The 22,811-nt window shown below is 71.0% G+C and carries 20 protein-coding genes and 7 pseudogenes; 14 read left to right on the forward strand and 13 right to left on the reverse strand.

Features of this window, described 5'->3' with window-relative positions; translation table 11 throughout:
* The first annotated feature begins 53 nt into the window (after nt 1–53).
* Entirely contained in the window at nt 54–440 is a 387-nt protein-coding gene (locus ACWZEH_RS29230; protein ID WP_456194070.1) for a PaaI family thioesterase, read from the forward strand.
* Nucleotides 441–730: 290 nt separating this feature from the next.
* Here ACWZEH_RS29230 and ACWZEH_RS29235 read toward each other — a convergent pair whose 3' ends face one another.
* The gene (locus ACWZEH_RS29235; protein WP_456194071.1) at nt 731–1,753 is read right to left on the reverse strand and encodes a Gfo/Idh/MocA family protein; all 1,023 of its coding nucleotides are present in this window, start codon (nt 1,751–1,753) and stop codon (nt 731–733) included.
* Between the two features lie 116 nt (nt 1,754–1,869).
* Between ACWZEH_RS29235 and ACWZEH_RS29240 the strand changes: the two genes are divergently transcribed.
* The 8 genes and pseudogenes from ACWZEH_RS29240 to ACWZEH_RS29275 form a co-directional block, all read left to right on the forward strand.
* Nucleotides 1,870–2,619, forward strand: coding sequence for a GntR family transcriptional regulator (locus ACWZEH_RS29240; protein WP_456199888.1), 750 nt, complete (start codon nt 1,870–1,872; stop codon nt 2,617–2,619).
* A 302-nt stretch (nt 2,620–2,921) separates the two neighbouring features.
* Nucleotides 2,922–4,106, forward strand: a complete 1,185-nt coding sequence (locus ACWZEH_RS29245) for an ROK family glucokinase (protein ID WP_456194072.1) — start codon at nt 2,922–2,924, stop codon at nt 4,104–4,106.
* Entirely contained in the window at nt 4,103–4,681 is a 579-nt protein-coding gene (locus ACWZEH_RS29250; RefSeq protein ID WP_456194073.1) for a sugar kinase, read from the forward strand. The genes ACWZEH_RS29245 and ACWZEH_RS29250 overlap by 4 nt, the downstream gene beginning before the upstream one ends.
* Nucleotides 4,682–4,843: 162 nt before the next feature.
* On the forward strand, nt 4,844–7,870 hold the full coding sequence (locus tag ACWZEH_RS29255) for a DEAD/DEAH box helicase (protein WP_456194074.1): 3,027 nt from the start codon (nt 4,844–4,846) through the stop codon (nt 7,868–7,870).
* On the forward strand, nt 7,867–10,086 hold the full coding sequence (locus tag ACWZEH_RS29260) for an SWIM zinc finger family protein (protein ID WP_456194075.1): 2,220 nt from the start codon (nt 7,867–7,869) through the stop codon (nt 10,084–10,086). Before ACWZEH_RS29255 ends, ACWZEH_RS29260 begins: the two co-directional genes overlap by 4 nt.
* Before the next feature lie 262 nt (nt 10,087–10,348).
* Nucleotides 10,349–11,035, forward strand: a complete 687-nt coding sequence (locus tag ACWZEH_RS29265; protein WP_456194076.1) for a response regulator — start codon at nt 10,349–10,351, stop codon at nt 11,033–11,035.
* A gap of 132 nt (nt 11,036–11,167) precedes the next feature.
* Nucleotides 11,168–11,566 carry a recombinase family protein gene (locus tag ACWZEH_RS29270; protein WP_456194077.1) on the forward strand — a complete coding sequence of 133 codons (399 nt, stop codon included), beginning with the start codon at nt 11,168–11,170 and terminating at the stop codon, nt 11,564–11,566.
* A gap of 235 nt (nt 11,567–11,801) precedes the next feature.
* Nucleotides 11,802–12,005: pseudogene (locus ACWZEH_RS29275) on the forward strand (helix-turn-helix domain-containing protein); the annotation flags it as partial.
* Nucleotides 12,006–12,323: 318 nt separating this feature from the next.
* Here the strand turns inward: ACWZEH_RS29275 and ACWZEH_RS29280 are convergent.
* On the reverse strand, nt 12,324–12,479 hold the full coding sequence (locus tag ACWZEH_RS29280) for a hypothetical protein (RefSeq protein WP_093436216.1): 156 nt from the start codon (nt 12,477–12,479) through the stop codon (nt 12,324–12,326).
* Between the two features lie 173 nt (nt 12,480–12,652).
* Between ACWZEH_RS29280 and ACWZEH_RS29285 the strand changes: the two are divergent.
* Nucleotides 12,653–13,068: pseudogene (locus tag ACWZEH_RS29285) on the forward strand (CobW C-terminal domain-containing protein); the annotation flags it as partial.
* 218 nt (nt 13,069–13,286) lie between these two features.
* On the opposite strand, the pseudogene ACWZEH_RS29290 reads toward ACWZEH_RS29285, so the two are convergent.
* Nucleotides 13,287–13,838, reverse strand: a pseudogene (locus ACWZEH_RS29290) (DUF6531 domain-containing protein); the annotation flags it as partial.
* Between the two features lie 73 nt (nt 13,839–13,911).
* Nucleotides 13,912–14,316 (reverse strand): type II toxin-antitoxin system PemK/MazF family toxin, encoded by a 405-nt coding sequence (locus ACWZEH_RS29295; protein WP_456194078.1) that lies wholly within the window; start codon nt 14,314–14,316, stop codon nt 13,912–13,914.
* A gap of 108 nt (nt 14,317–14,424) precedes the next feature.
* Here ACWZEH_RS29295 and ACWZEH_RS29300 point away from each other — a divergent pair.
* Nucleotides 14,425–14,616: pseudogene (locus tag ACWZEH_RS29300) on the forward strand (IS701 family transposase); the annotation flags it as partial.
* Nucleotides 14,617–14,634: 18 nt separating this feature from the next.
* On the opposite strand, the gene ACWZEH_RS29305 reads toward ACWZEH_RS29300, so the two are convergent.
* The 5 genes from ACWZEH_RS29305 to ACWZEH_RS29325 form a co-directional block, all read right to left on the reverse strand.
* Complete coding sequence (locus ACWZEH_RS29305) at nt 14,635–15,273, reverse strand: zinc-binding dehydrogenase (RefSeq protein WP_456194079.1); 639 nt, start codon at nt 15,271–15,273, stop codon at nt 14,635–14,637.
* Nucleotides 15,222–15,668 (reverse strand): alcohol dehydrogenase catalytic domain-containing protein, encoded by a 447-nt coding sequence (locus ACWZEH_RS29310; RefSeq protein ID WP_456194080.1) that lies wholly within the window; start codon nt 15,666–15,668, stop codon nt 15,222–15,224. The genes ACWZEH_RS29305 and ACWZEH_RS29310 overlap by 52 nt, the downstream gene beginning before the upstream one ends.
* A 137-nt stretch (nt 15,669–15,805) precedes the next feature.
* Entirely contained in the window at nt 15,806–16,702 is an 897-nt protein-coding gene (locus tag ACWZEH_RS29315; RefSeq protein ID WP_456194081.1) for an RNA polymerase sigma-70 factor, read from the reverse strand.
* A 92-nt stretch (nt 16,703–16,794) separates the two neighbouring features.
* Entirely contained in the window at nt 16,795–18,003 is a 1,209-nt protein-coding gene (locus ACWZEH_RS29320) for an NAD(P)/FAD-dependent oxidoreductase (protein WP_456194082.1), read from the reverse strand.
* Between the two features lie 43 nt (nt 18,004–18,046).
* A complete protein-coding gene (locus tag ACWZEH_RS29325; protein ID WP_456200035.1) occupies nt 18,047–18,229 on the reverse strand; it encodes a hypothetical protein in 183 nt (60 codons plus the stop codon).
* Between ACWZEH_RS29325 and ACWZEH_RS29330 the strand changes: the two are divergent.
* Both ACWZEH_RS29330 and ACWZEH_RS29335 read left to right on the forward strand, forming a co-directional pair.
* Nucleotides 18,173–18,944 (forward strand): annotated as a pseudogene (locus ACWZEH_RS29330) (IS5 family transposase). The gene ACWZEH_RS29325 and the pseudogene ACWZEH_RS29330 sit on opposite strands and share 57 nt — an antisense overlap.
* Nucleotides 18,941–19,501: a site-specific integrase gene (locus ACWZEH_RS29335; protein ID WP_456194083.1), complete on the forward strand. Its 561-nt coding sequence runs from the start codon at nt 18,941–18,943 to the stop codon at nt 19,499–19,501. Before ACWZEH_RS29330 ends, ACWZEH_RS29335 begins: the two are co-directional and overlap by 4 nt.
* Nucleotides 19,502–20,390: 889 nt before the next feature.
* On the opposite strand, the pseudogene ACWZEH_RS29340 reads toward ACWZEH_RS29335, so the two are convergent.
* A pseudogene (locus ACWZEH_RS29340) lies at nt 20,391–20,806 on the reverse strand (CobW C-terminal domain-containing protein); the annotation flags it as partial.
* 173 nt (nt 20,807–20,979) lie between these two features.
* Here ACWZEH_RS29340 and ACWZEH_RS29345 point away from each other — a divergent pair.
* Nucleotides 20,980–21,135: a hypothetical protein gene (locus tag ACWZEH_RS29345; protein WP_093436216.1), complete on the forward strand. Its 156-nt coding sequence runs from the start codon at nt 20,980–20,982 to the stop codon at nt 21,133–21,135.
* Nucleotides 21,136–21,479: 344 nt separating this feature from the next.
* Here the strand turns inward: ACWZEH_RS29345 and ACWZEH_RS29350 are convergent, their stop codons facing one another.
* The 3 genes and pseudogenes from ACWZEH_RS29350 to ACWZEH_RS29360 form a co-directional block, all read right to left on the reverse strand.
* Nucleotides 21,480–21,800, reverse strand: coding sequence for an integrase core domain-containing protein (locus tag ACWZEH_RS29350; RefSeq protein ID WP_456194084.1), 321 nt, complete (start codon nt 21,798–21,800; stop codon nt 21,480–21,482).
* A pseudogene (locus tag ACWZEH_RS29355) lies at nt 21,784–21,981 on the reverse strand (transposase); the annotation flags it as partial. The pseudogene ACWZEH_RS29355 and the gene ACWZEH_RS29350, both read right to left, overlap by 17 nt.
* A 425-nt stretch (nt 21,982–22,406) precedes the next feature.
* Nucleotides 22,407–22,805 carry an NUDIX domain-containing protein gene (locus ACWZEH_RS29360; protein ID WP_456199890.1) on the reverse strand — a complete coding sequence of 133 codons (399 nt, stop codon included), beginning with the start codon at nt 22,803–22,805 and terminating at the stop codon, nt 22,407–22,409.
* Nucleotides 22,806–22,811 lie beyond the last annotated feature (6 nt).

Genomic DNA, 22,811 nt, shown 5'->3' on the forward strand with positions numbered 1-22,811 from the left:
CCGGCACGTCCCGGCATCCCCGCGTCCCGGCATCCCGAAGGAGCCCCGTTCCCATGACCGCGTCCCCCGGAATCGACCTGACCACGGCCCAGCGGGCGCTGGACAGCCGGCCCTCCAGCCGGTTGCCCGGCGCGCGCGTGACCGCCTTCGGGGACGGCGCGGCCACCCTCGAGATCGACGTCCGCGCGGAGCTCCGGCAGAACGGCTTCCTGTACGGCGGCGTCCTCTCCCACGCCGCCGGCAACGCCCTCACCGACGGCTTCCCGATCCAGTGCCTCCGGCCGGCCACCGGACACGACCTGCGCGCCCGCGCGCAGGTCGTGTCCGGTGGCCGGCGCCAGGCCGTCGTCCGCTGCGACCTGCACACCCTCGAGGACGACGGCACCGCGACCCTGTGCGTGGTCGCCCAGGGCACGGTCCTGCCGGTCTCCGCACCCTGAGCACCCGGGCCCTGTCGTCACCGTCCCGCCTGTCTCGCGACGTCATGCCCCCAGCTCCTCGAGCAGGTGACCTCCACTCGCCGCACCGGGCACAGACCCGAGTGCATCCCGTACGAGGCTCTGCGCCCGGCACGCCGGGAACACGTTCCCACGAGCTCCCGGCTTCCTTCCCACTCCCGGCTCCGCCCGGGCGGGGGATCCCATGACGCCGCGAGGCCCGCCCTGCGGGCGGACGAGGAGGATGTGACGACGGGACCCGGGCCCGTCGTCCGGAGCCCGCGGGTCCACGCTCACCCGTAGGCAGACACCGCCCCGCCCGCGATCTCCCTCAGCCGCACCGGTCTGCGCTCCCGCCGGGACAGCTCGCACGCCTCCGCGACGCGCAGTGCCTGCAGGGCCTCGCGTCCGTCGCAGGGATTGGCCCGCTCGCCCCGCACCACCTCGACGAACCCGTTCAGCTCCGCCTCGTACGCGGGCCCGAAGCGCTCCAGGAAGCCCGTCCACGGCTTGTCCGCGGCCGGCGGCCCGGTCGGTTCGGTGGACGCGATCGGCGTACGGTCGTCCAGGCCGACCACGATCTGGTCCCGCTCCCCGGCGAGCTCCATACGCACGTCGTAGCCCGCGCCGTTCATCCGCGTCGCGGTGAGGACGGCGAGCGTGCCGCCTTCGAGGGTGAGGAGCGCCGCGCCGGTGTCCACGTCGTCCGCCTCGCGGAACATCGCGGGACCCGCGTCGGACCCGGCGGCATAGACGTCCACGACCTCCCGGCCGGTCACCCAGCGCACGATGTCGAAGTCGTGGATCAGCGTGTCCCGGTACAGTCCGCCGGACTGCGGCAGATACCCGGCCGGCGGCGGCGCCGGGTCACTGCTCATCGCCCGTACGGTGTGCAGCCGGCCGAGCCGGCCCGAACGCACCGCCTCACGCGCGCCCGCGTAGCCGGGGTCGAACCGGCGCTGGAAGCCCATCTGCAGGACCGTTCCGGCCGCCTCGACCTCCGCGACCGCCTGTAACGTGCCCGCGAGGTCGAGGGCGATGGGCTTCTCGCAGAACACCGGCAGCCCCGAACGGGCTGCCCGGCCGATGAGTTCGGCGTGGGCGGACGTGGTCGTGGTGATCACCAGGGCGTCCACCCCCCAGGCGTGGATCTCGTCCACCCCGGGCGCCGCCGTCTCACCGAGCCGGTGTGCGAGAGCCTGTGCCCGAGCCGGGTCGGCGTCCGTGAGGATCAAGGATCCCACGTCGCGATGCCTGCTGAGTGTGTGGGCGTGAATGGTGCCGATACGGCCCGTACCGATGACCCCGATGCGCATGGGAACAACCTGCGGCCCGCGTCCCTCCCTGTCAATCCGTATGTCCGGACAACCGAACTACGCCACTTCCCGTCGACCACGCGCGGGGCTACGCTCGGGCCGTGCCCAAACCAGGAGTGGACCCGACCGTACAGCTGGAGCTGAGCGTGGACCGCGGCTCCCCCGTGCCGCTGTACTTCCAGCTGTCCCAGCAACTGGAGGCCGCCATCGAGCACGGCAGGCTGACCCCGGGGAGCCTGCTGGGCAACGAGATCGAGCTGGCCGGGCGCCTCGGCCTGTCCCGGCCGACCGTCCGCCAGGCCATCCAGTCCCTCGTCGACAAGGGCCTGCTCGTGCGGCGGCGCGGGGTCGGCACCCAGGTGGTGCACAGCCAGGTCAAGCGGCCCCTGGAGCTCAGCAGCCTCTACGACGACCTCGAGGCGGCCGGCCATCGCCCCGCCACCAAGGTCCTGGTCAACACGGTCGTCCCGGCGACCCCCGAGGTCGCCGCGGCCCTCGGGGTGGACGAGGCGGGCGAGGTGCACCGCATCGAGCGGCTGCGGCTCGCGCGCGGGGAGCCGATGGCGTACCTGTGCAACTACCTGCCCCCGGGGCTGCTCGACCTGGACACCCGGCAGCTGGAGGCCACCGGTCTGTACCGGCTGATGCGGGCGGCCGGGATCACCCTGCACAGCGCCCGCCAGACCATCGGCGCCCGCGCCGCCGGGGCCACCGAGGCCGAGCGGCTCGGTGAGCAGCGGGGCGCCCCGCTGCTCACCATGCAGCGCGTGACCTTCGACGACACCGGCCGTGCCGTGGAGTTCGGCACCCACACCTACCGGCCCGACCGCTACTCGTTCGAGTTCCAGCTGCTCGTACGGTCGTGACGCCCCTGGACGCCGAGGCCGGACCCGGGACCTGAAGTCCCGGTGAAGTCCAGGTGACGCGGGCGACTTGGGGCGATCTTCGTCACATTGTCCGGACAATGTGACCGGATCATGGGGCGAGGCGTCGAAACGCGAGGGTTGTCCCGGCGGGAGCAGCCGTCGGAACGCACCGGGAAGCCGCCGGGAGGCCGTTCGAGGGCCATCGGAAGCAGCCGGGAGCGTCCCGGAGGCGGCGCGCGTCACGCGATCCCTTTGCTCCCGGGTACGCCGCCCGGGGTCACCGTGAGGCAGAATCGGCGACGATGAGCACCTACCGCGACCTCACACTCCCCAGGGCGCTGAGTTCCGCCCGGGCGGGCGCCGCCCCGATCGGCTCCCGCCGTGCTCCCGTGCTCCGCACGGTCGGCACCCGGGAACGCCGCTCGCACCTGACGGCACCGCGCGTGCCGACCGTCGGCATCGACATCGGCGGCACGAAGGTGATGGCGGGCGTCGTCGACGCCGACGGCAACATCCTGGAGCGGCTCCGCACGGAGACCCCGGACAAGTCCAAGAGCCCGAAAGTCGTCGAGGACACCATCGTCGAACTGGTGCTGGACCTGTCCGACCGGCACGACGTGCACGCGGTCGGCATCGGCGCGGCCGGCTGGGTCGACGCCGACCGCAACCGCGTGCTGTTCGCCCCCCACCTCTCGTGGCGCAACGAGCCGCTGCGCGACCGTCTCGCCGGCCGTCTCGCCGTCCCCGTCCTGGTCGACAACGACGCCAACTCCGCCGCCTGGGCCGAGTGGCGCTTCGGCGCGGGACGCGGCGAGGACCACCTCGTCATGATCACGCTGGGCACCGGCATCGGCGGCGCGATCCTCCAGGACGGCCAGGTCCAGCGCGGCAAGTACGGCGTCGCCGGCGAGTTCGGCCACATGCAGGTCGTCCCCGGCGGCCACCGCTGCCCCTGCGGCAACCGCGGCTGCTGGGAGCAGTACAGCTCCGGCAACGCACTGGTCCGCGAGGCGCGCGAACTGGCCGCCGCCGACTCGCCGGTCGCCTACGGGATCATCGAGCACGTCAAGGGCAACATCGCCGAGATCAGCGGCCCGATGATCACCGAGCTGGCCCGCGAGGGCGACGCCATGTGCATCGAGCTCCTCCAGGACATCGGCCAGTGGCTCGGCGTCGGGATCGCCAACCTCGCCGCCGCCCTCGACCCCTCCTGCTTCGTCATCGGCGGCGGGGTCTCGGCCGCCGACGACCTGCTGATCGGCCCCGCGCGGGACGCGTTCAAGCGGCAGCTCACCGGCCGCGGCTACCGCCCCGAGGCCCACATCGTCCGCGCCCAGCTCGGTCCCGAGGCCGGCATGGTCGGTGCCGCCGACCTCGCCCGCCTGGTCGCCCGCCGCTTCCGCCGCGCCAAGCGCCGCAGGGTCGAGAGGTACGAGCGCTACGAGCGGTACGTGGAGGCCGGCCGAGCCACCCAGGAGACGCCGTGACGAGCGACGCCTCCCACCAGTCCGACCGTCCCGGCGGGCCCCGGCCGCCCGAGGGCCGCGGGCACATGATCCGCCGCAGGGCGCTCACCCTTCTGATCATCGTGCTGCTGATCGGCGTCCCCGCCGGATACCTGATGATCTCCGCGAACCAGAGCCGGGCCAGCGGCAAGGACAAGGAGGCCAGGTACTCGGCGAACGGCCTGACCCAGGGCTGGCCGTCGAAGGTGCAGCGACGTCTCTACCAGGTGCCGGTCCCGCACCCCGCCTGGTGGGTGGCCACCTACGAGACGAACAACTGGAAGACCAGCCGCCTGTACGTCGAGTTCGAGACCACCGACGCCGGCCTGAGCGCCTTCCTCACCGGCATGGGCGTCCAGCAGGACGACCTGGAGCCGGACAGCATCACCATCGGCGAACGCGACCGGGAGGTCACCGGCTGGAAGTTCGACCGCCCCGGCATCTGGTCCGGTCTCGTCAACGAACAGAAGAACCCCGCGCCCACGCACGATGTCGTCGTCAACGAGGGCAAGCCGGGCTTCCCCAAGGTGTACGTCGTCTCCCGGACGGTTCCCTGACCCGCCCCACCGCTCCCGCCCCGTGACCGGGGGCGCCCGGTCCTGCCGGGCCGGGCCGCCGGCACCGATTGTCAGTGCCCGACCGTAGAGTCGAGGACGAAGGGGCGGACGACACGGATGGGCATGGACGGCGACGGGGACGGGCGGACGGTGACAGGGCGCATGGGCGAGGCGACCGTGACGGCCGACCGGCACACGACAGGGACGCGCACGGGCGCGGGAGACGCCGGTCCGGCGGACGCGGCGACCGGGGACGTCGCCGCCGAAGAGATCTCCGGGATCTCCGTCGGTCTCGCCGCGGTCTTCCTGCCGTCGGCCCTGCCGCGCGACGGACGCGTCGCTTTCTACGACCCCGGGGGGCTCGGCCCCGCCGAAGCCGCGCCTGCCGGGCCGGAGCCCGCAGGGCCGGTCGTGGGCGGCGCCGGTGGTCCGCGGTCCGACGATTCCGGGTCCGAGCCCTCGGCACATGCTCTGCGCACGGGGCTCACCGTCATCCGCCCGCACGGCGACGGGATCCGGCGGCGGACGGTCAGCGCGCTCCTTCTCCCTCTCGACGAGGCCCTGCCCCTACTGGTCCGTGCCCGGCACGCCCCCGCGGCGCACCCCGCCACCGCCTGCTGGGGCGCCGCCGCCCTGCACGCCCTGCGGCTCACGGCGCGCGGCCGGCTGCTGCCCGGCCTGACGGCCGCCGGTCACGACGCCTGGCGGGCGGGCCCTCTCGATCCGGACGACGTGGCACACCTGCGCGCGGTGGCCGCGGCCATGCCCCTCGAGGGCCACGCCGTCGCGCTGCCCGGCCCCGGCCCGCTGCGGCTGCCGCAGCCGGAAGCCCTGGTCCGCGCCTTCCTGGACGCGGTCGCGGACACCCTGCCCCGCACCCCGGCCGCGCCGTACGCCTCGGGGCTGCCGTTCGCCGCCCGCAAGGCCCAGCGGCTGCCCGGCGCCCACGACTGGGCCGCCGAGGTCGCCGCCGGCATGGACGCCGGGGTGCGTATCTCGCTCCGCCTCGACCTCTGTGCGTACGACCTGTTCGACGGCTCCGACGAGGGCGCGGGGGGCGCCGGCGCGCGCGGTGCGGGCGCGGCGGTCGTCCAGGTGCACAGCCTCGCCGACCCCACCCTCGTCGCCGACGCGGCAGCCCTGTGGGCGGGGACGGCGGACAGCGCGTTCGGCCCCCGCGCGCGCGTGGACGCGGCCCTCGCCGTCCGCCGGGCCGCCCGCGTCTGGCCCCCGCTGGACCGGCTCTCCGCCCAGGACGTCCCCGACGTCCTGCCCCTGTCCGAGGACGAACTGAACGACCTGCTCGGCGTCGCCGCCACCCGCCTCGCCGCGGCCGGCGTCGCCGTGCACTGGCCGAGGGACCTGGCCCAGGACCTGACCGCGACGGCGGTGGTCCGGCCGGCCCCCGGATCGGCGACCGACGGGAGCGGTTTCTTCGAGAGCGAGGACCTGCTGCGGTTCGGCTGGCAGATCGCGCTCGGCGGCGACCCGCTCACCGAGGCCGAGATGGACGCCCTGGCCGAGGCCCACCGCCCCGTCGTCCGGCTGCGCGACCAGTGGGTGCTGGTCGACCCCGCCCTCGTCCGCAAGGCCCGCAAACGGGAGCTGGGCCTGCTCGATCCCGTCGACGCGCTGTCCGTCGCCCTCACCGGCACCGCGGAGGCCGACGGCGAGACCGTCGAGGCCGTCCCCGTCGGCGCCCTCGCCGTTCTCCGTGACCGCCTCACCACGGGCGTCCGGCCGGCCGACCCGCCCCCCGGACTCGACGCCACCCTGCGCGACTACCAGCTGCGGGGCCTGGCCTGGCTCGACCTCATGACCTCCCTCGGCCTCGGCGGCTGCCTCGCCGACGACATGGGCCTCGGCAAGACGATCACCCTCATCGCGCTGCATCTGAAACGGGACCGCGCCGAACCGACCCTGGTCGTCTGCCCCGCCTCGCTGCTCGGCAACTGGCAGCGGGAGATCGCCCGGTTCGCCCCCGGCGTCCCCGTGCGCCGCTTCCACGGCCCGGACCGGACCCTGGACGGCCTGACCGGCGGCTTCGTCCTCACCACCTACGGCACCATGCGCTCGGCCGCCCCGACACTGGCCGCACACCGGTGGGGCATGGTCGTCGCCGACGAGGCGCAGCACGTCAAGAACCCGCACTCGGCCACGGCGAAGGCCCTGCGCACCATCCCGACCCCCGCGCGTGTGGCCCTCACCGGCACCCCCGTCGAGAACAACCTCTCCGAGCTGTGGGCCCTCCTCGACTGGACGACTCCCGGACTCCTCGGTCCCCTCACGTCCTTCCGCGCCCGGCACGCCCGCGCGGTGGAGGCCGGCGAGGACGAGGAGGCCGTCGGGCGTCTCTCCCGCCTGGTGCGGCCCTTCCTCCTGCGGCGCAAGAAGTCCGACCCCGGCATCGTCCCGGAGCTGCCGCCCAAGACGGAGACGGACCATCCCGTCCCGCTCACCCGTGAACAGGCCGCGCTCTACGAGGCGGTGGTGCGCGAGTCGCTGCTCGCCATCGAGACCGCCCAGGGCATGGGCCGCCGGGGCCTGGTGCTGAAACTGCTGACCGCGCTCAAACAGATCTGCGACCACCCGGCGCTCTACCTCAAGGACGAGCACGCCCGGTTTGGGCACGCACGGGCCGACGGCGACCGCCTCGCGGCCCGCTCCGGCAAACTCGCCCTGCTGGACGAGCTCCTCGACACCGTGCTCGCCGAGGACGGATCGGCCCTGGTCTTCACACAGTACGTCGGCATGGCCCGGCTGATCACCGCACATCTGACCGGGCGCGCGGTGCCGGTCGAGCTCCTCCACGGCGGTACGCCGGTACCGGAGCGGGAGCGCATGGTGGACCGCTTCCAGAGCGGCGCGACGCCCGTCCTGGTCCTGTCCCTGAAGGCGGCCGGCACCGGCCTGAACCTCACCCGCGCGGGCCATGTCGTCCACTTCGACCGCTGGTGGAACCCGGCGGTCGAGGAGCAGGCCACCGACCGCGCCTACCGCATCGGCCAGACCCAGCCGGTCCAGGTCCACCGCCTGATCACCGAGGGCACGGTCGAGGACCGCATCGCCGAGATGCTCCAGGCCAAACGGGCCCTCGCCGACGCGATCCTCGGCTCCGGCGAGTCCGCCCTCACGGAACTGACCGACCGCGAGCTGTCCGACCTGGTCTCCCTGCGGAGGACGTCATGACACCCCGTCCGTCCGACGAGGCCCGGGAAGCCCTGAGAGCTGCCCGCAGGCGCGCGGGCGCCGACCCGGCGCCGGACGCGGGAGAGCACGGGAAGCCCGTGGGAACCCGGGACCAACGTCCCGGTGACGTGGCCCGTGACGCCCTCCACAGGGCGGTCCGGGCCCGGCGTGCCGCGGACGCGGGAAGCCCGCGGACGGCGGCGGACGGGGGCGGGCACGGGGCCGGGGCCTGCGACGTGAGGGGTGACTCCGACGCGAAGGGCGACCCGGGCACGGTGGCGGAGACGGGGACAGAGACGGGGACAGAGACGGAACACGGGGGGCCGGTGGTGACCGGTGACGCCGGTACCGACATCGGCGTGCGGGCGGAGGGGCCCGCAGGGGAGGCGGACGCCGGCGCCCTGCCGCCCGCTGCCGACGGCACCCGGAGCCGTCCGGATCACCCGGCGCCGCGGCCCGCCCGGCGCCCCGCTGACATCGCGCGGGAGGCTCTGCGCTCGGCCCGCGAGGAAGCGCTGCGCGCGCGAACGGGGACCGACGACCGGTCCTTCGGAGACGGATTCCCCGACGACCGGTCCTCCGGTGACCGCGCAACCGGCGACCGGGGGAGCGACGGGCAAGCGGCCGTCATCGGCCCGCACACCGGCCGAACCCCTTCGGGCACCGCTCCCCGCGTCCCCCGTACCACCCGGGGCGACCGCGCCGCCGGTGTCCGGACGGTCGAGGCGCCGGCCGAGGGGACGGGAGTGCCCGCGGTACGGGACCTGCTCACCGACGCCGTCCCCGCACTCCCGCCCCTGTCCTCCGACACGGCCGAGCCGCCCCCGGAGCCCGGCGGCCGGCCTCACCGGCCGCCGACCGCGCACGAACCACCGACCGCCCACGAGCCTTTGGCACCCCCGGTACACCCGACCCCCCATCCATCCCCCGCCACCCCCCGAACGCCCCGCTCCATGGCGGCCCCCACCCGGGACGGCGAGTTGCGCCGCACCTTCCCCGCGTTCCCGTCCCGCACCCCGGACGGCACGGGGTTCGCCGACACCTGGTGGGGTGACGCATGGGTCACGGCGCTGGAGGAGGGCGCGCTCGATGCCGCGCGGCTGGTCCGTGGACGCCGGTACGCCGAGCGGGGGCACGTCGACGCCATCACCGTCACCCCCGGGCTCGTCCTCGCGTACGTCCAGGGAAGCCGTCCCCGCCCGTACCGCGTGCAGGTACGGCTGCGCACCTTCGCGGACGACGAGTGGGAGCGGTTCCTGGACGCGGCCGCCGACCGGCCCGGCCACATCGCGGCCCTGCTGGACAAGGAGATGCCCCAGTCCCTCGCCGACTGCGGTGCCCCGCTGCTGCCCCGCCCCGGCGACCTCGACCCGCGCTGCAGCTGCCCCGATTCCGGTCACCCCTGCAAGCACGCCGCCGCCCTCTGCTACCAGACCGCCCGGCTGCTCGACGCCGACCCGTTCGTGCTGCTCCTGCTGCGCGGCCGGGGTGAGCGTGACGTGATCGACGCCCTGTCCCGGCTCAGCGCCGCCCGCACGGCCCGTGCCACCCGGGACAGGGAACCGGAACCCCTCCCCGGGGTGCGGGCACGCGAGGCAGTCACCCCGCGCATCCTCCCGCCCCTTCCGGCACCGCTGCCCCCGCCCCCGCATCCGGAGCAGCCGCCCGTCTACCCGGCGGCCCCGGGCGGCCCGGACCCGTTCGCGCTGGACCAGCTCGCCACCGACGCCGCCGCCCGCGCCCACGCCCTGCTCACCACCGGCCGCGATCCCGTCGGCCGGCTCACGCTGTGGCAGGACGCCGTGCGGCTCGCCGCCGCCCGCCCCGGCTCCGGACTCACCGCCACCACCCGCGCGCTGTACTCCTCCCTCGCCCGCGCGACCGGGCGCACCCCGGCCGAGCTGGCCCGCGCGGTCGCCTCCTGGCGCCAGGGAGGGCCGGCCGGGCTCGAGGTCCTGGAGGATTTCTGGGACCCGCCGGCCGGCCGCTTCGACCGCGCCCGCCCCCTCCTCCTCGCCGCCGGCCTGCCGGCCTTCCGCCCCTGGCACAACCACCTCACCCACCCCCGGGGACACCTCCAGCTCCGCCTCGGCCGCGACCACCTCTGGTACGCGTACGAGTCAGAGCCCGGCCACGACGACTGGTGGCCCCGGGGCACCCCCGACCCGGACCCGGTGGGCGCCCTCACCGGCCTGGACACCCCGCGCACCCTCTGATGCGCGAGGCGCCGGGGTGCGGTTCCCGGGCGTCGGCCGCGGGGCGCGCCCGACCCGGCGCAGGGGACCGAGGGCGTCCGCGCCGACCACCACCGACCGTCACCTCATGCCACCGTACGGACGAGAGCTGATGGGCCTGTGCCACGTCCTGGAGCAGTACAACGCGTTGTCGCGCGCTCGGTGACCCCGGCGCACGAAGGAAGACCGGACCGATGACCGGACGGTGGCAGGTGGCCCTGGGTGCGAATCCGCCCCTCGCGTCGTGATCGCCGATGACCAGGAGCTGGTCCGCACCGGCTTCCGCCTGATCCTGACCGCCCGCGGCATCGACGTCGTGGGCGAAGCCGGCGACGGAGCCGAGGCCGTGGCCGCCGTGCGGAGGCTGCGGCCCGACGTCGTACTGATGGACATCCGGATGCCCACCATGGACGGCCTGGAAGCCGCCCGCCGCATACTCGCGCAGGCCCCGGACTGCCGGGTGATCATGCTGACCACCTTCGACCTCGACCACTACGTCTATGCCGCCCTCGCCGCCGGAGCCAGCGGATTCCTGCTCAAGGACGTCACCCCCGCGCATCTGGCCGCCGCCGTACGCCTGGTCGACACCGGTGACGCACTGCTCGCACCCTCGATCACCCGCCGCCTGGTGGAGCGCTTCGCCCCCAGCGCCACCAGAACCGGTTCAAGCCTCGCAACCCCGGCCGTCCACCGAGACCTGGCCGCACTGACGCCGCGCGAGCGCGAGGTACTGACGTTCATGGGGCAGGGTCTTTCCAATTCCGAACTGGCACGCGAACTGACGCTCAGTGAGGCGACGGTGAAGACCCACGTGGCCCGGATCTTCGCCAAGCTGACCCTGCGCGACCGGGCCCAGGCCGTCGTCCTCGCCTACGAGACAGGACTCGTCTCACCGGGCGGGTCCGCTGACACCGCCGACCCCCGCCGGTAGCCGGCAATCCGCAGATCAAGCATGAATCAGTCAGAGTGTGCGGTTTGGTGTCACATGAGGTGACACTTCGGCTCGGCACCCTGTTCGGAAGCTACGTACCGCCAACGAGGGTTTGCGGCACACTTGTTACCCATGGGTGACGCGTACAAGATCAGGTATGGGCGAGTGTCCGTGCTCGACCAGAACTCCGACTCGCGAGCCGGCGAACTCACCGCGGCCGACTGTACCGACGGACACGTCCACGTCGACAAGGCCACCGGCAAGCATGCCAACCGGCCCGAGCTCCGCACCGCGCTCAAGGTGCCCCGCAAGGGCGACGAATTCACCATCACCAAACTCGACCGGCTCGGCCGCTCCATCCGCCACCTGTACGAGATCGCCGACTCGCTCGCCGAGCGGGAGGTGCGCTTCACGGTCATCGACACCGGGATGGCGGTGAACTTCAACGACCCCCTCGGGAAGATGTTCTTCGGGCAGTTCCCCGGGTGTTCTCGCTTCGGCCGCCCAGATGTCGCGCTGGTGGCCGGTTAATTCGGGGGCCCTGAATTCAGCTGCTATCCCCACTGAACGCCACTCCTTCGCCTGCCATCCGTGCGCGGATGAATAACGGCTCGGCTCAGGCTGGGGTGAACGGGTTTGTGCGGCTGCTGCGTAATCGAGTAGGGCTGCGAACGAATGCGTAGCCGCCCCGCTACTGACTTTGAACGGGTGATGTCGTCCCGGTTCGGCTGACAGCCTGCTGCTGTGTGCGCTATCTCAATGTGGTGTGAGATATGCGCAAGGGGGTGGGCTGTCCGACAAGGAGCGGGCGGCCCGGGAACGGATCCGGCTGGAGGCCGGGGCCCGGTCCGAGGCGGGACGGGCGAACGCGAGGATCGCGGCGGACCTGCGGGTCTCGGTGCGGTCGGTCGAGCGGTGGCGCAAGGCATGGCGGGAGCGGCGTGAGGCCGGTCTGGTGTCGAGGGGATCGACAGTGCCGGCCTTGCCCACCACCGCGTACACGGAAAGGCGGTACGGCGGAGTCACCATGCTGGTGGGCGCCGACCTGGGAGCTTACCCCTACGTCAACTCCGTACTCGTGCGCGGCACCGCCGAGACGCTGGTCATCGACCCGTGGCCGGGGTCGGCGCATGACCCCGGCCACGGGGTTTCCACCTGTCTCTCGGGCCGGGCTCTCACCTCGTCCCGGCCTCGAGTGGTCCAGAGGCTCCCCACGGTGTGGACTTTCCGACGCGGGGGGAGCCATGGACAGTCACTCGTCGCAGAGAGTTGGTGAGGCGTCCTGACTTTAGAAGAAGTGCTTGCGTCCACCGACCGCGCGACCGGTCGCACCCAGGATCCACAGGATGGCGCCCACCAGAATGAGGATGCCACCGATCGTCGTCAGCAGACCCATGCCGACAAGCATGCCGATGATCAGCAGAATAAGCCCAAGAATAATCATTTCAAAACCCCATCTTCAATTCCGGTCTCAGGCGCGTGTGCGTATAAGCTTCACAAGAGCCTGAGTTCGTCCCTTGGCTGGCAGATCCCGACCAGCTCCAAATGCCAGGACCTCGGTGCGATAGCCCTTGTACCCGGCGACACGATGTTCATGCACTCCTTCGAAACCTCGTTCAGTACACCATCTCCTCGACCGTCCTCCGCTCCGGAAAACCCTTCCACCCTGGACGGTTCGGACGTTGGTGACGGAGACACCGGGCAGCGGCGCCTACGGGCAGGTCCTCAGGTCCAAGGGCATCTTCACCCCCGCCAGTCGGCCCTGGGTGACGGGACTGTGGCCGCAGGCCGGTTCGGTGGCTCGCTTCGAACCTTCCTCTGCTCGTGACACCGCCAGCCCTTATGCGCAGGAACTCGTCTTCATCGGCACCCAGATGGACGCGGAGCTGCTGCGGGCCGACCTGAACGGCTGCCTCATGCAGGAAGGCGTAGCTCTGCCCGCTTCCGATCCCTTCCCTGCCTGGGGCACCTACGGCTCCTGCGAGAGCTGCGCGCATGAGCACGACCCCCTCACCACGGTGACGGGGCGCTGAAACCCCGGGTCGGTCGGTGGTCGCAGCCACGGCGGAGCTTCAATGGTCCCGGACACGAGACTTTTCCGGCGTCAGCCCCGCCCTGCCTCCCCGCGGGGTTCCGTCGCCTCACGGCTGCGATGTTGACAGCGGATGCGATCGCAAATCCGTCGTCCCCACAAGCAACGCGGGAACCTGACGGAGTGAGGAGCCGAACGCGTCTTGTGCGCCAGCGACAGAGCGGGATCGGCACCGGTGGCGTTGCCGCGCGGGCCCGTCTTCGTCAGGATCCGGCCGACCTTGTCGTAGGTGAACGTCGTCTTCTCACCCAGCGGCGTGGTGACCGACGTCCGGTTGCCGGCCGCGTCGTAGCCATAGGTGGTGACCTTGCCACGCGGGGTCGTCACGGTCTCCAGCGAACCGAGCGGGGTGTACGTGTAGGTGGTCTTGCCGCCCAGGGGGTCTGTGGTGGAGGTGAGCTGGTTCGACGTGTTGTAGGTGTAGGTCGTCTTGTTCCTGCGGCCGTCGGTGTGGCTGGTGATGTTGCCCGCGCTGTCGTAGGTCCAGCTCTCCGCGTAGCCGAGGGCCGAGGGGGCGCTGCGGGTGAGCATCCGCCCGGCGCTGTCGTACGTCATCTCCGTGGTGTTGCCGCGCTGGTCGGTGATGGCGACGGGCCGCAGGTGACGGTCGTAGTCATAGGTGATGCTCTTGCCGTAGGGGTCGATCGTCTCCGTCGGGACGTTTCCGGCGTACACGTCGGTCCACACGCCGCCGTCCGGTGCTGTGGTGTGGGGGAGGGAGCAATCAGGCGGATCGTACTCCAGCCGTAGATCGTGATCTCGATGGTGAGTGGCGCCTCTCCGCCTACCCGAGTTCACCGAGACGGAGGGCGTCCCTTATCTCGCTGAGCTTCGCGGTTGTCGCCGGGGTCCGTTCCTTCGCCTGTTCGCCGAGACGGAGGGCGTCCTCAATCGCGCTGAGCTTCGCGGAGGACAGGACGCCCGCCCGCTCGATCAGGTCGTCCCGGGACACGGTGGTCAGCCACGTGCATGGGGTAAAGCCCGGGCGCGGGAACGCGAACCGCAGCACGCCTTCGAAGGGCAGTCCTTCCATGGCGCCGACTTGCACTTCGACGCCCAGACCGCTGATGTCGACGCCCGCAGGAGTGACGACCTGCATCGCCCGGATCCTGGACGCGTCGTCTGTCGCCAGCAGTACGACCAGCCGCCGCTCGTCGAACTCCACCCACCAGACTTCACCACGCTGCACATGTCCTCCTGACTCAGGACGGCAGGCGGAACTGCGCGACCCTGACGCGTTGTGGAGACGGGTGCGGCCGCCGTTGATCATCGGTGTGTGAAGACAAACGATCACGCGGTGGCCGCAGGTCACAGCGTAGACCCTGCCCGGTGGCAAGAGGCGTTCGAGGGCCTGATGGGCCGGATCGCAAGCCGGTTCACGCGGGTTGAACCCCGCCTGCGGGCGCGGCGGTTGGTACTCGGCCTGCTGTCGGACCCGCCGCGCAAGAACTGCTGGACCATCGCCGAGTGGGCCGGGGAGACCGGGCCGGTGCCGGCGTCGCTCGGGTCAGGGGGTCAGGACGGTCTTGCCGGCCAGCTCTCCGGCGGCAGCCGGGGCGCGGACCGCGGCCTGGTCGGCACGCAGCCGCTCGGCCAGGTCTCCACCCTCGACCCGGGCGGCCAGCTCGGCGATCCGGGCAAACCGGCCGGCGGCGCGGGCGTGGACCGCGGCCAGGTCGGCCAGTGGCAGCCGCTGGGCCACCTCGATCGCCAGATCTCCGGCGTCGACGCGGGCGACTAGGTCGGCGAGCTGGGTGACGTCGCTGCGCGCGAACACGTGCACCGTGCGCACCCCGCGCCCGGCATCCTGCGGGCCGGGAACGGTGACGCTGACGAAGGCTCCACCGTCGGCGACCAGGCCCACCAGCTGCGCGTTCTCCTCGGAGCTGGCGGGAGCCAGCTGCAGCACCACGTCGAAGTGCTGCCCGGCCGGCGTCTGCACAACGGGGGTCACGGCGTAGTCGACGATCCGGTCCGCGCCGTAGGAGCGGACACGGTCGCGGCTGCGCGCACCGGCGGTCGCGGTCACGGTGGCACCGGCCTGCGCGGCAAGCTGGACGGCGTACCCGCCCACTGCGCTGCCTGCGCCGTTGATCAGGATGTTCTGCCCGGGCTTGAGTCGGCGTGTTCGAACAGGGCCTGCCATGCCGTCAGCCCGACGAGGGGTAGGGCCTCGGCGTCGGCCAGCTCGACGGTACGGGGAGCGGTGGCCAGCGCCTCGGCGGATGCGGCGACGTATTCGGCGGCCGCGCCGGGTGCGTCCGCCGGCAGAAGCGCGACCACCGCGTCCCCCACGCTCCAGTTGGTCACGCCCTCGCCGACCTCGGTGATGACTCCGGCCAGGTCGAGGCCGGGAATGTGCGGGAAGGCCAGTGGGAGCAGGTCCTGTCGCAATCCCGCGCGGAGGCCGGAGTCCGCGTCGTTGTACGAGGTGCCGGCCACCCGCACCACTACTTGGCCCGCACCTGGCACCGGCCGGTCTGCCTCCTCGTAGACGAGGACGTCGCTGCCGCCGTAGGAGTGGTAACGCACTGCCTTCATGATCTCTCCCGTTCGCTCGCTTGCATGGCTCATCGGCTATCTCCCTGGCGGGTCAGCTGGTGAAGGACTCGTGGCCGAAGCGGCCCCACGCCACGAAGGCGAAGGATTGACGTCCGCGGGTCGGAGGCCGTTGGTGTTCAGCGCAGGGTGAGCGGGGTCGCTGATGTGAGGTGGGACAGTTTCTCCGGGTTGCGGACGTAGTAGAGGCCGGTGATGCGGGCGTCCTGGACACGGATCGCCATGACGCCGTCGATCTCGCCGTCCAGGCGGACGAGGAGTGCCGGGTTGCCGTTGACCACGGTCGGTTCGGCGGTGAGCGTGTCTTCGAACTTGCCGATGCCGCCGGCGAACATACGGGCCACCTGCTCAGCGCCCGTGACCGGCCGCAGCGCGGCGTGTTTGATGCCGCCGCCGTCGCTCATCAGGACGACCTCAGGGGCGAGCACCTCAAGGAGGGCCTGCGGGTCCCCGGTTTCGATCGCGCGGTGGAACGACTCCAGGACCGCCTGGCCCTCGTTCGAGGAGACCACCCGGCGGGGGCGGCGGGCGTCGACGTGCTGGCGGGCGCGGTGGGCGATCTGGCGAACGGCCGCGGGGCTCTTGTCGACGGCCTCGGAGATCTCGTCGTAGCCGATGTCGAAGGCTTCGCGCAGTACGAAGACGGCGCGTTCCATCGGCGACAGCGTCTCGAGGACGAGCATGAGCGCCATCGACACGCTCTCGGCGAGCTCGATGTCCTGGGCCACGTCCGGCGTGGTGAGCAGAGGCTCGAGTAGCCAGGAGCCGACGTACGCCTCCCTGCGGCGCTTGACGGTGCGCAGCCGGTTGAGCGCCTGGCGGGTGGTGATCCGGACCAGGTAGGCGCGCTGGTCGTTCACCTGTCCCAGGTCGGCCTTGACCCAGCGCAGCCAGGTTTCCTGGAGGACGTCTTCGGCGTCGGCGGCCGATCCGAGCATCTCGTAGGCGACGGTGAAGAGCAGGTTGCGGTGGGCGATGAACGTCTCGGTCGCAGGGTCGGTGGCGTCGTCGCTCATCTCTCGTCCCCTCTCCTCGTCCTTCGCGGTCGGCCCTGGCGGCCGACCGCGTTCGCATGCGTCCACAGCAAGATCCTCGCAGTAGGCACCGGTCAGGCTGCCCGGTCGGCGGCGGCCAGTGCCTCGGCGCGGTGGGCGCGCAGCAGCTGCTGGCGCTTGGCGACACTTCCCGGCATGCGGTGCAGCCTGAATGAACCGGGCTTGTGCGCCTCTTTGGCCAGGTGCTTGGGGATGCCCTTGCAGACCACTTCCTTGATCCTGGCGCCCAGCCCGTCGTCGATGTGCAGCCACACCGCGACGTCGGACCTGTTGGCGAACTGGTAGATGCCCGCGCTTCGGCCCAGGCTGATGCACTGGGCGTACATCGACTGATGGAGGTTCTCCGGCTGCTCACCTGCGAGTCGGCTGAGCACGGTATCGGCGGCCCGCGCGCCCAGCGGCACCGCGTTCAGACAGCTCATCCGCAGCGGCAGGTCCGACGGTGCAGCCGAGTCCCCGGCCGCGAGGATGCGCGCGTCGTCCACGCTCGTCAGCGTCTCGTCCGTGAGCAGACGTCCCACCGCGTCGGTGCTCAGCCCGCTGCGGACGGCCAGATCCGGAACGCCGAATCCGACGGTCCAGACGGTGACCTCGCTCGGCAGTTCACGACCGTCGGCGAGCCGTACGGCTTCGCGGGTCACCGCCGTCACCATCGCGTCAGAGCCGTCGATGACCGTCACACCGAGCCTGGCCAGCCGCTTCGCAACCGAGCGCCGGCCCCGGGTGTGCAGGTACGGGCCGAGCACACCTCCGCAGACCAGGGTCACCGCGCGGCCGGCCTCCGCCAGCTCGGCGGCGGTCTCGATGCCGGTGGGGCCGGCGCCGGCCACTGTCACGGGGGCCGTCGCGGGCGTGGCGTCGAGGACCGCACGCAGCCGCTGTGCCTCCTCCAGGGTGGCGATCGGGTAGGCGAACTCAGCCGCCCCTGGCACACTCAGTTCGGCGCTGCCGCTGCCCACCGCGTAGATCAAGTAGTCGTAGCCGAGCGTGCCGTCGGCCGTCAGTGTCACGCTGCGCTCGGCCACGTCGATCCTGGTGACGGTGTCGACCACCACCCGGACCCCCTCGGCCAGAACGTCCTGATAGGCGACGACCGCGTCGTCGGACCCGCCGACCAGCTGGTGCAGCCGGACCCGATGGACCAAATCCGGGCGCGGGTTGATCAGCGTCACTGTCACGTCGTCGCGCAGCATCAGCCGGTTCGCGGCCATCACGCCCGCGTATCCGCCACCGATCACGACCACATGCGTGTTCCCAGTCATAACGCCTCCTCCGATTCCAGGTGTTCGGCCTCAAGACACCGCGCTATCGGTCGCTGTGACAGGACGTGAGCCAGATCACCCAAGGTCCGTCGGCGATCGGCCGGTTGACGATCGAGGACGTCGAGGTCGGCGCCCACAACGTCTCCACCTCGGCGACGCCCCCGTCCAGTTGCCCGAGCCCGTCGCTCCACCGGCCCGCGTGGTCGCCGCGAACCGCAAGGGTCACGCGACCATCGGGGCCTGTGTCTGCAGGGCATCCTCTACGTCCTCCACAACGACACAGTCTGGCAACTCCTGCCCCTGGAGCTGGGGTTCGGCTCCGGACAGACCTGCTGGCGCCGCCTGGACCGGTGGCAGAAGGCCGGCGTCTTCGACCAGCTGCACCGCATCCTGCTGGCCGAACTGAACGCGGCGGGCGAACTCGACTGGCCTCGCGCGTGCGTGGACGGCTCCCACCTCCGCGCGAAGAAGGGGGTGCCGACACCGGTCCGTCACTGGTCGACCGGCGCAAGACGGGCAGCGAACACCACCTGATCTGCGACGGACGCGGCACCCCGCTCAAGGTCATCACCACCGCGGCCAACGTCAACGACGTCACCCGGACCCTCGCCCCAGTCGACGGCATCCCGCCCGTCGCCGGCCGCCCCGGCCGTCCGCGCAGGCGTCCCCAAGCCCTGCTCGGCGACAAGGGCTACGACTCCCACCCCCACCGGCGTGAGCTGCGCAAGCGGCGGATCCTGCCGGTCATCTCCCGCAGAAGCGCCCCGAACATCCAGGGCCTGGGCAAGCTCCGGTACGTCGTGGAGCAGACCTTTGCCCTGCTCCACCAGTTCAAACGCCTCGCCGTCCGATGGGAACGCCGCACCGAACTCCACGATGCCTTCGTCTCCCTGGCCTGCAGCCTGATCTGCTGGAGACGCCCCAAGAAGGCCCGACCATGATCGTGTTACGAGCTCTCACGGGTCTGCGTCCTGCTGAAGTCTGCGGACTTCGATGGGAGGACGTCGACATGGACAATGCCACGATCAGCATAGCCAACACCCGGACGATGATGGGGAATCGATACGTCGTGGAAAAGGACACCAAGTCCATGGCCGGAGAACGCGATCTTCCCTTGCCGGGGCCAGTACTGATGGCCCTCAGGACGTTCAAGACTCTCCAGGCCAAGGAGAAGCTCATCCTCGGGGAGGCTTACTCGGACTCCGGGCACGTCGTGGTGCACGAGACCGGGGAGGCTTTCACGATCAAGCAACTCCGCAGGCGCGCGTACCGGCTCATGGAGGTCCTTGGCCTGCGCAGAGTACGTCTCTACGACGCTCGAGCCTCCTGCCTCACCTTCCTTGCCAACAACGGCGTGCCGGATCACATCCTCGCCCGGTGGGCCGGGCACACGGTGAAGACCACGAAGAAGTGGTACGTGAAGCCAGACGTGGAAGACCTCCGCGAAGCCGCCACCACATGGGATGGCCTGCACGGTGAGGCGGAGGGGCGTGCGTGAGTTCGGCGGCGTATCCCAAGGGATGGCTGTCAGGGGGCTGATCGGAGTGGCCCGAAAGGTTTCCAGCTACGTCATCCCGACCTCCGGGACGGCACCGCATGCTTTGCTGCAAACTCGGAACGGCTGGCAGCCGTGCTGATGGAGGAAGCAGTGCGTCGGCGGGGGACCGGGCGAGAGTGCGGCCGGCAGGCCACGCTGCGTCAGGGGCGCGCGTACACGCCGAAAGGCTTCAGACTCGATCGACGAGGCCGTCGGCAGTGCCCGACGAGCCGAGCCTCGGGTGCATCGAGCCGTCGGCTTCCCCGGGCTGTGTGAGATTTCATGATACGTGAGAGGGTCTGGGGCGTGAGCGAGACACCACCGAACACCCTGCAATACCGCTTTGACGGGCCGGAAGACGCTCCGGTTCTGATCCTGGGGCCCTCACTGGGTACCACATGGCACAGGTTGTAGAGACCGTCCGGGGACGTCTATGCCAGTCCAGTGCGAGCATGGAATTGCAGGTCAGAGCCTTTTGGTCCGGGAGGGTCTGACCAGTTGGTGATGGCTGTGTGATACGCGGGCGATACGGCGAGACCCCACCGAGATCCGTCCGGGCGGGATCTCTGCGCGGGTCCATGAGACGGCGAAGCCGCACCGGAGCACTCCGGTGCGGCTTCGCCGTGAGGTCGAACGCGCTGGCGCACAAGACGCGTTCGGCTCCTCACTCAGTCAGGTTCCCGCGTTGCTTGTGGGGACGACGGATTTGCGATCGCATCCGCTGTCAACATCGCAGCCGTGAGGCGACGGAACCCCGCGGGGAGGCAGGGCGGGGCTGACGCCGGAAAAGTCTCGTGTCCGGGACCATTGAAGCTCCGCCGTGGCTGCGACCACCGACCGACCCGGGGTTTCAGCGCCCCGTCACCGTGGTGAGGGGGTCGTGCTCATGCGCGCAGCTCTCGCAGGAGCCGTAGGTGCCCCAGGCAGGGAAGGGATCGGAAGCGGGCAGAGCTACGCCTTCCTGCATGAGGCAGCCGTTCAGGTCGGCCCGCAGCAGCTCCGCGTCCATCTGGGTGCCGATGAAGACGAGTTCCTGCGCATAAGGGCTGGCGGTGTCACGAGCAGAGGAAGGTTCGAAGCGAGCCACCGAACCGGCCTGCGGCCACAGTCCCGTCACCCAGGGCCGACTGGCGGGGGTGAAGATGCCCTTGGACCTGAGGGCCTGCCCGTAGGCGCCGCTGCCCGGTGTCTCCGTCACCAACGTCCGAACCGTCCGGGGTGGAAGGGTTTTCCGGAGCGGAGGACGGTCGAGGAGATGGTGTACTGAACGAGGTTTCGAAGGAGTGCATGAACATCGTGTCGCCGGGTACAAGGGCTATCGCACCGAGGTCCTGGCATTTGGAGCTGGTCGGGATCTGCCAGCCAAGGGACGAACTCAGGCTCTTGTGAAGCTTATACGCACACGCGCCTGAGACCGGAATTGAAGATGGGGTTTTGAAATGATTATTCTTGGGCTTATTCTGCTGATCATCGGCATGCTTGTCGGCATGGGTCTGCTGACGACGATCGGTGGCATCCTCATTCTGGTGGGCGCCATCCTGTGGATCCTGGGTGCGACCGGTCGCGCGGTCGGTGGACGCAAGCACTTCTTCTAAAGTCAGGACGCCTCACCAACTCTCTGCGACGAGTGACTGTCCATGGCTCCCCCCGCGTCGGAAAGTCCACACCGTGGGGAGCCTCTGGACCACTCGAGGCCGGGACGAGGTGAGAGCCCGGCCCGAGAGACAGGTGGAAACCCCGTGGCCGGGGTCATGCGCCGACCCCGGCCACGGGTCGATGACCGGCGTCTCGGCGGTGCCGCGCACGAGTACGGAGTTGACGTAGGGGTAAGCTCCCAGGTCGGCGCCCACCAGCATGGTGACTCCGCCGTACCGCCTTTCCGTGTACGCGGTGGTGGGCAAGGCCGGCACCGTCAATCCCCTCGCAGCGTGGAGACGATCTATGCGGCCAGTCTCTCGGTGAGGGTGGCCCGGTACTCGCGTTCGTAGTCGATCGGGTTTTTGAACCCGCACACGCTGTGTAGCCGCCTGGTGTTGTAGAAGTCGGTGATCCAGGTGGCGATCTTGATGCGGGCCGCAGTGCGGGTGCGGAAGGTGTGCCGGTGGACGTACTCGACCTTGAGCACGCTGTTGAACGCCTCGTTCACGGCGTTGTCGAAGCAGGATCCGACTCTGCCCATGGACTGCACGATGCCCAGCTTGCGGCAGGCCCGCTTGAACTTCCGGGAGCAGTATTCGGCGAGTTCAATTGGTCGTTGCAACACCGGGCTGTTGCAGCGAGCGTAGCTGCTCTTCGAAGACCTCGGCCGGCGTCCGCCAACCGAGGATCTTGCGGGGCCGGTTGTTGATCGCCATGGCGACGGCTTCGAGGTCCGTGGACGACCACCGGGAGAGATCGGTGCCCTTCGGGAAGTACTGACGCAGCAGCCCGTTCGTGTTCTGGAGCTGGTTCGGATCGACGATGGCGGGCAGGAGGCTGATCGCCGCGGCGTCGTGCAGCACCTTGGCCGCCCCGAGTACGATCGCGACCGCGCACAGCTGCCCGACGGTGAGCACCCCGGCTAGGGCGGCGGTCGGGATGGTCACCAGCGCAGCGGCGGCCGCCAGGTCCGAGGCGATCAGCTGGGGCCGCCTGGGGTGCCGGTCGGTCAGGGCCCCGGCCCACAGCGCGACCGCGTTCGGAAGGCTTTCGAAGAACGCGAGCACGGCCACCTCATTGGCCGACGCACGCAGCTCCAGCACGGCCAGCGCAGGTAGAGCGACGGCGCTCACCGCCGACCCGGACAGGGTCATCGCCTCGCTGCCGAGCAGGAACCGGAAGGCCGGTCTCGACCACGCGGTGGCCTTCGCCTTCTGGCCGACGACCGTCACGGGGCCTCACCCCTGCCCTTCAGCTCCAGGGCGATCACGTTGGCGTACCGCAGGCCTGCGGCAAAGTGACGCAGGACCTCGTGGGTGAAGGGGTGGCAGTCCTCGGGCGGGCTGCCGGGATCGGCCCAGACCAGATCGCTGTGGGTGCCCGGCTCCCGGTTGTACGGCTCGCCCTCCCCCTGACGCGCCAGGAACGCCACCCCGGTCACCCGCTCCCCGTCCGCAGCATGCAGGTGCACCAGCTGACTAAACTCCAGCCGCTCCGGAGCGATCATGATGCCGGTCTCCTCGGCGAGCTCGCGCGCAGCGCCCTCGTCCAAGAACTCGCCAGCTTCGAGCCTGCCGCCAACGACATTGAGCAGGCCCGGAGAATCGGCTTTCTCTAGGCTCTCCAGAGTTGT

This window comes from Streptomyces yamdrokensis, from assembly GCF_053890455.1.

Excerpts from the sequence above, each read along its gene's own strand:
- ACWZEH_RS29230 (WP_456194070.1), top strand. The coding sequence starts at position 54 with ATGACCGCGTCCCCCGGAATCGACCTGACCACGGCCCAGCGGGCGCTG.
- ACWZEH_RS29235 (WP_456194071.1), bottom strand. The coding sequence starts at position 1,753 with ATGCGCATCGGGGTCATCGGTACGGGCCGTATCGGCACCATTCACGCC.
- ACWZEH_RS29245 (WP_456194072.1), top strand. The coding sequence starts at position 2,922 with ATGAGCACCTACCGCGACCTCACACTCCCCAGGGCGCTGAGTTCCGCC.
- ACWZEH_RS29255 (WP_456194074.1), top strand. The coding sequence starts at position 4,844 with ATGGGCGAGGCGACCGTGACGGCCGACCGGCACACGACAGGGACGCGC.
- ACWZEH_RS29260 (WP_456194075.1), top strand. The coding sequence starts at position 7,867 with ATGACACCCCGTCCGTCCGACGAGGCCCGGGAAGCCCTGAGAGCTGCC.
- ACWZEH_RS29270 (WP_456194077.1), top strand. The coding sequence starts at position 11,168 with ATGGGTGACGCGTACAAGATCAGGTATGGGCGAGTGTCCGTGCTCGAC.
- ACWZEH_RS29280 (WP_093436216.1), bottom strand. The coding sequence starts at position 12,479 with ATGATTATTCTTGGGCTTATTCTGCTGATCATCGGCATGCTTGTCGGC.
- ACWZEH_RS29305 (WP_456194079.1), bottom strand. The coding sequence starts at position 15,273 with ATGGCAGGCCCTGTTCGAACACGCCGACTCAAGCCCGGGCAGAACATC.
- ACWZEH_RS29310 (WP_456194080.1), bottom strand. The coding sequence starts at position 15,668 with ATGAAGGCAGTGCGTTACCACTCCTACGGCGGCAGCGACGTCCTCGTC.
- ACWZEH_RS29315 (WP_456194081.1), bottom strand. The coding sequence starts at position 16,702 with ATGAGCGACGACGCCACCGACCCTGCGACCGAGACGTTCATCGCCCAC.
- ACWZEH_RS29320 (WP_456194082.1), bottom strand. The coding sequence starts at position 18,003 with ATGACTGGGAACACGCATGTGGTCGTGATCGGTGGCGGATACGCGGGC.
- ACWZEH_RS29335 (WP_456194083.1), top strand. The coding sequence starts at position 18,941 with ATGATCGTGTTACGAGCTCTCACGGGTCTGCGTCCTGCTGAAGTCTGC.
- ACWZEH_RS29345 (WP_093436216.1), top strand. The coding sequence starts at position 20,980 with ATGATTATTCTTGGGCTTATTCTGCTGATCATCGGCATGCTTGTCGGC.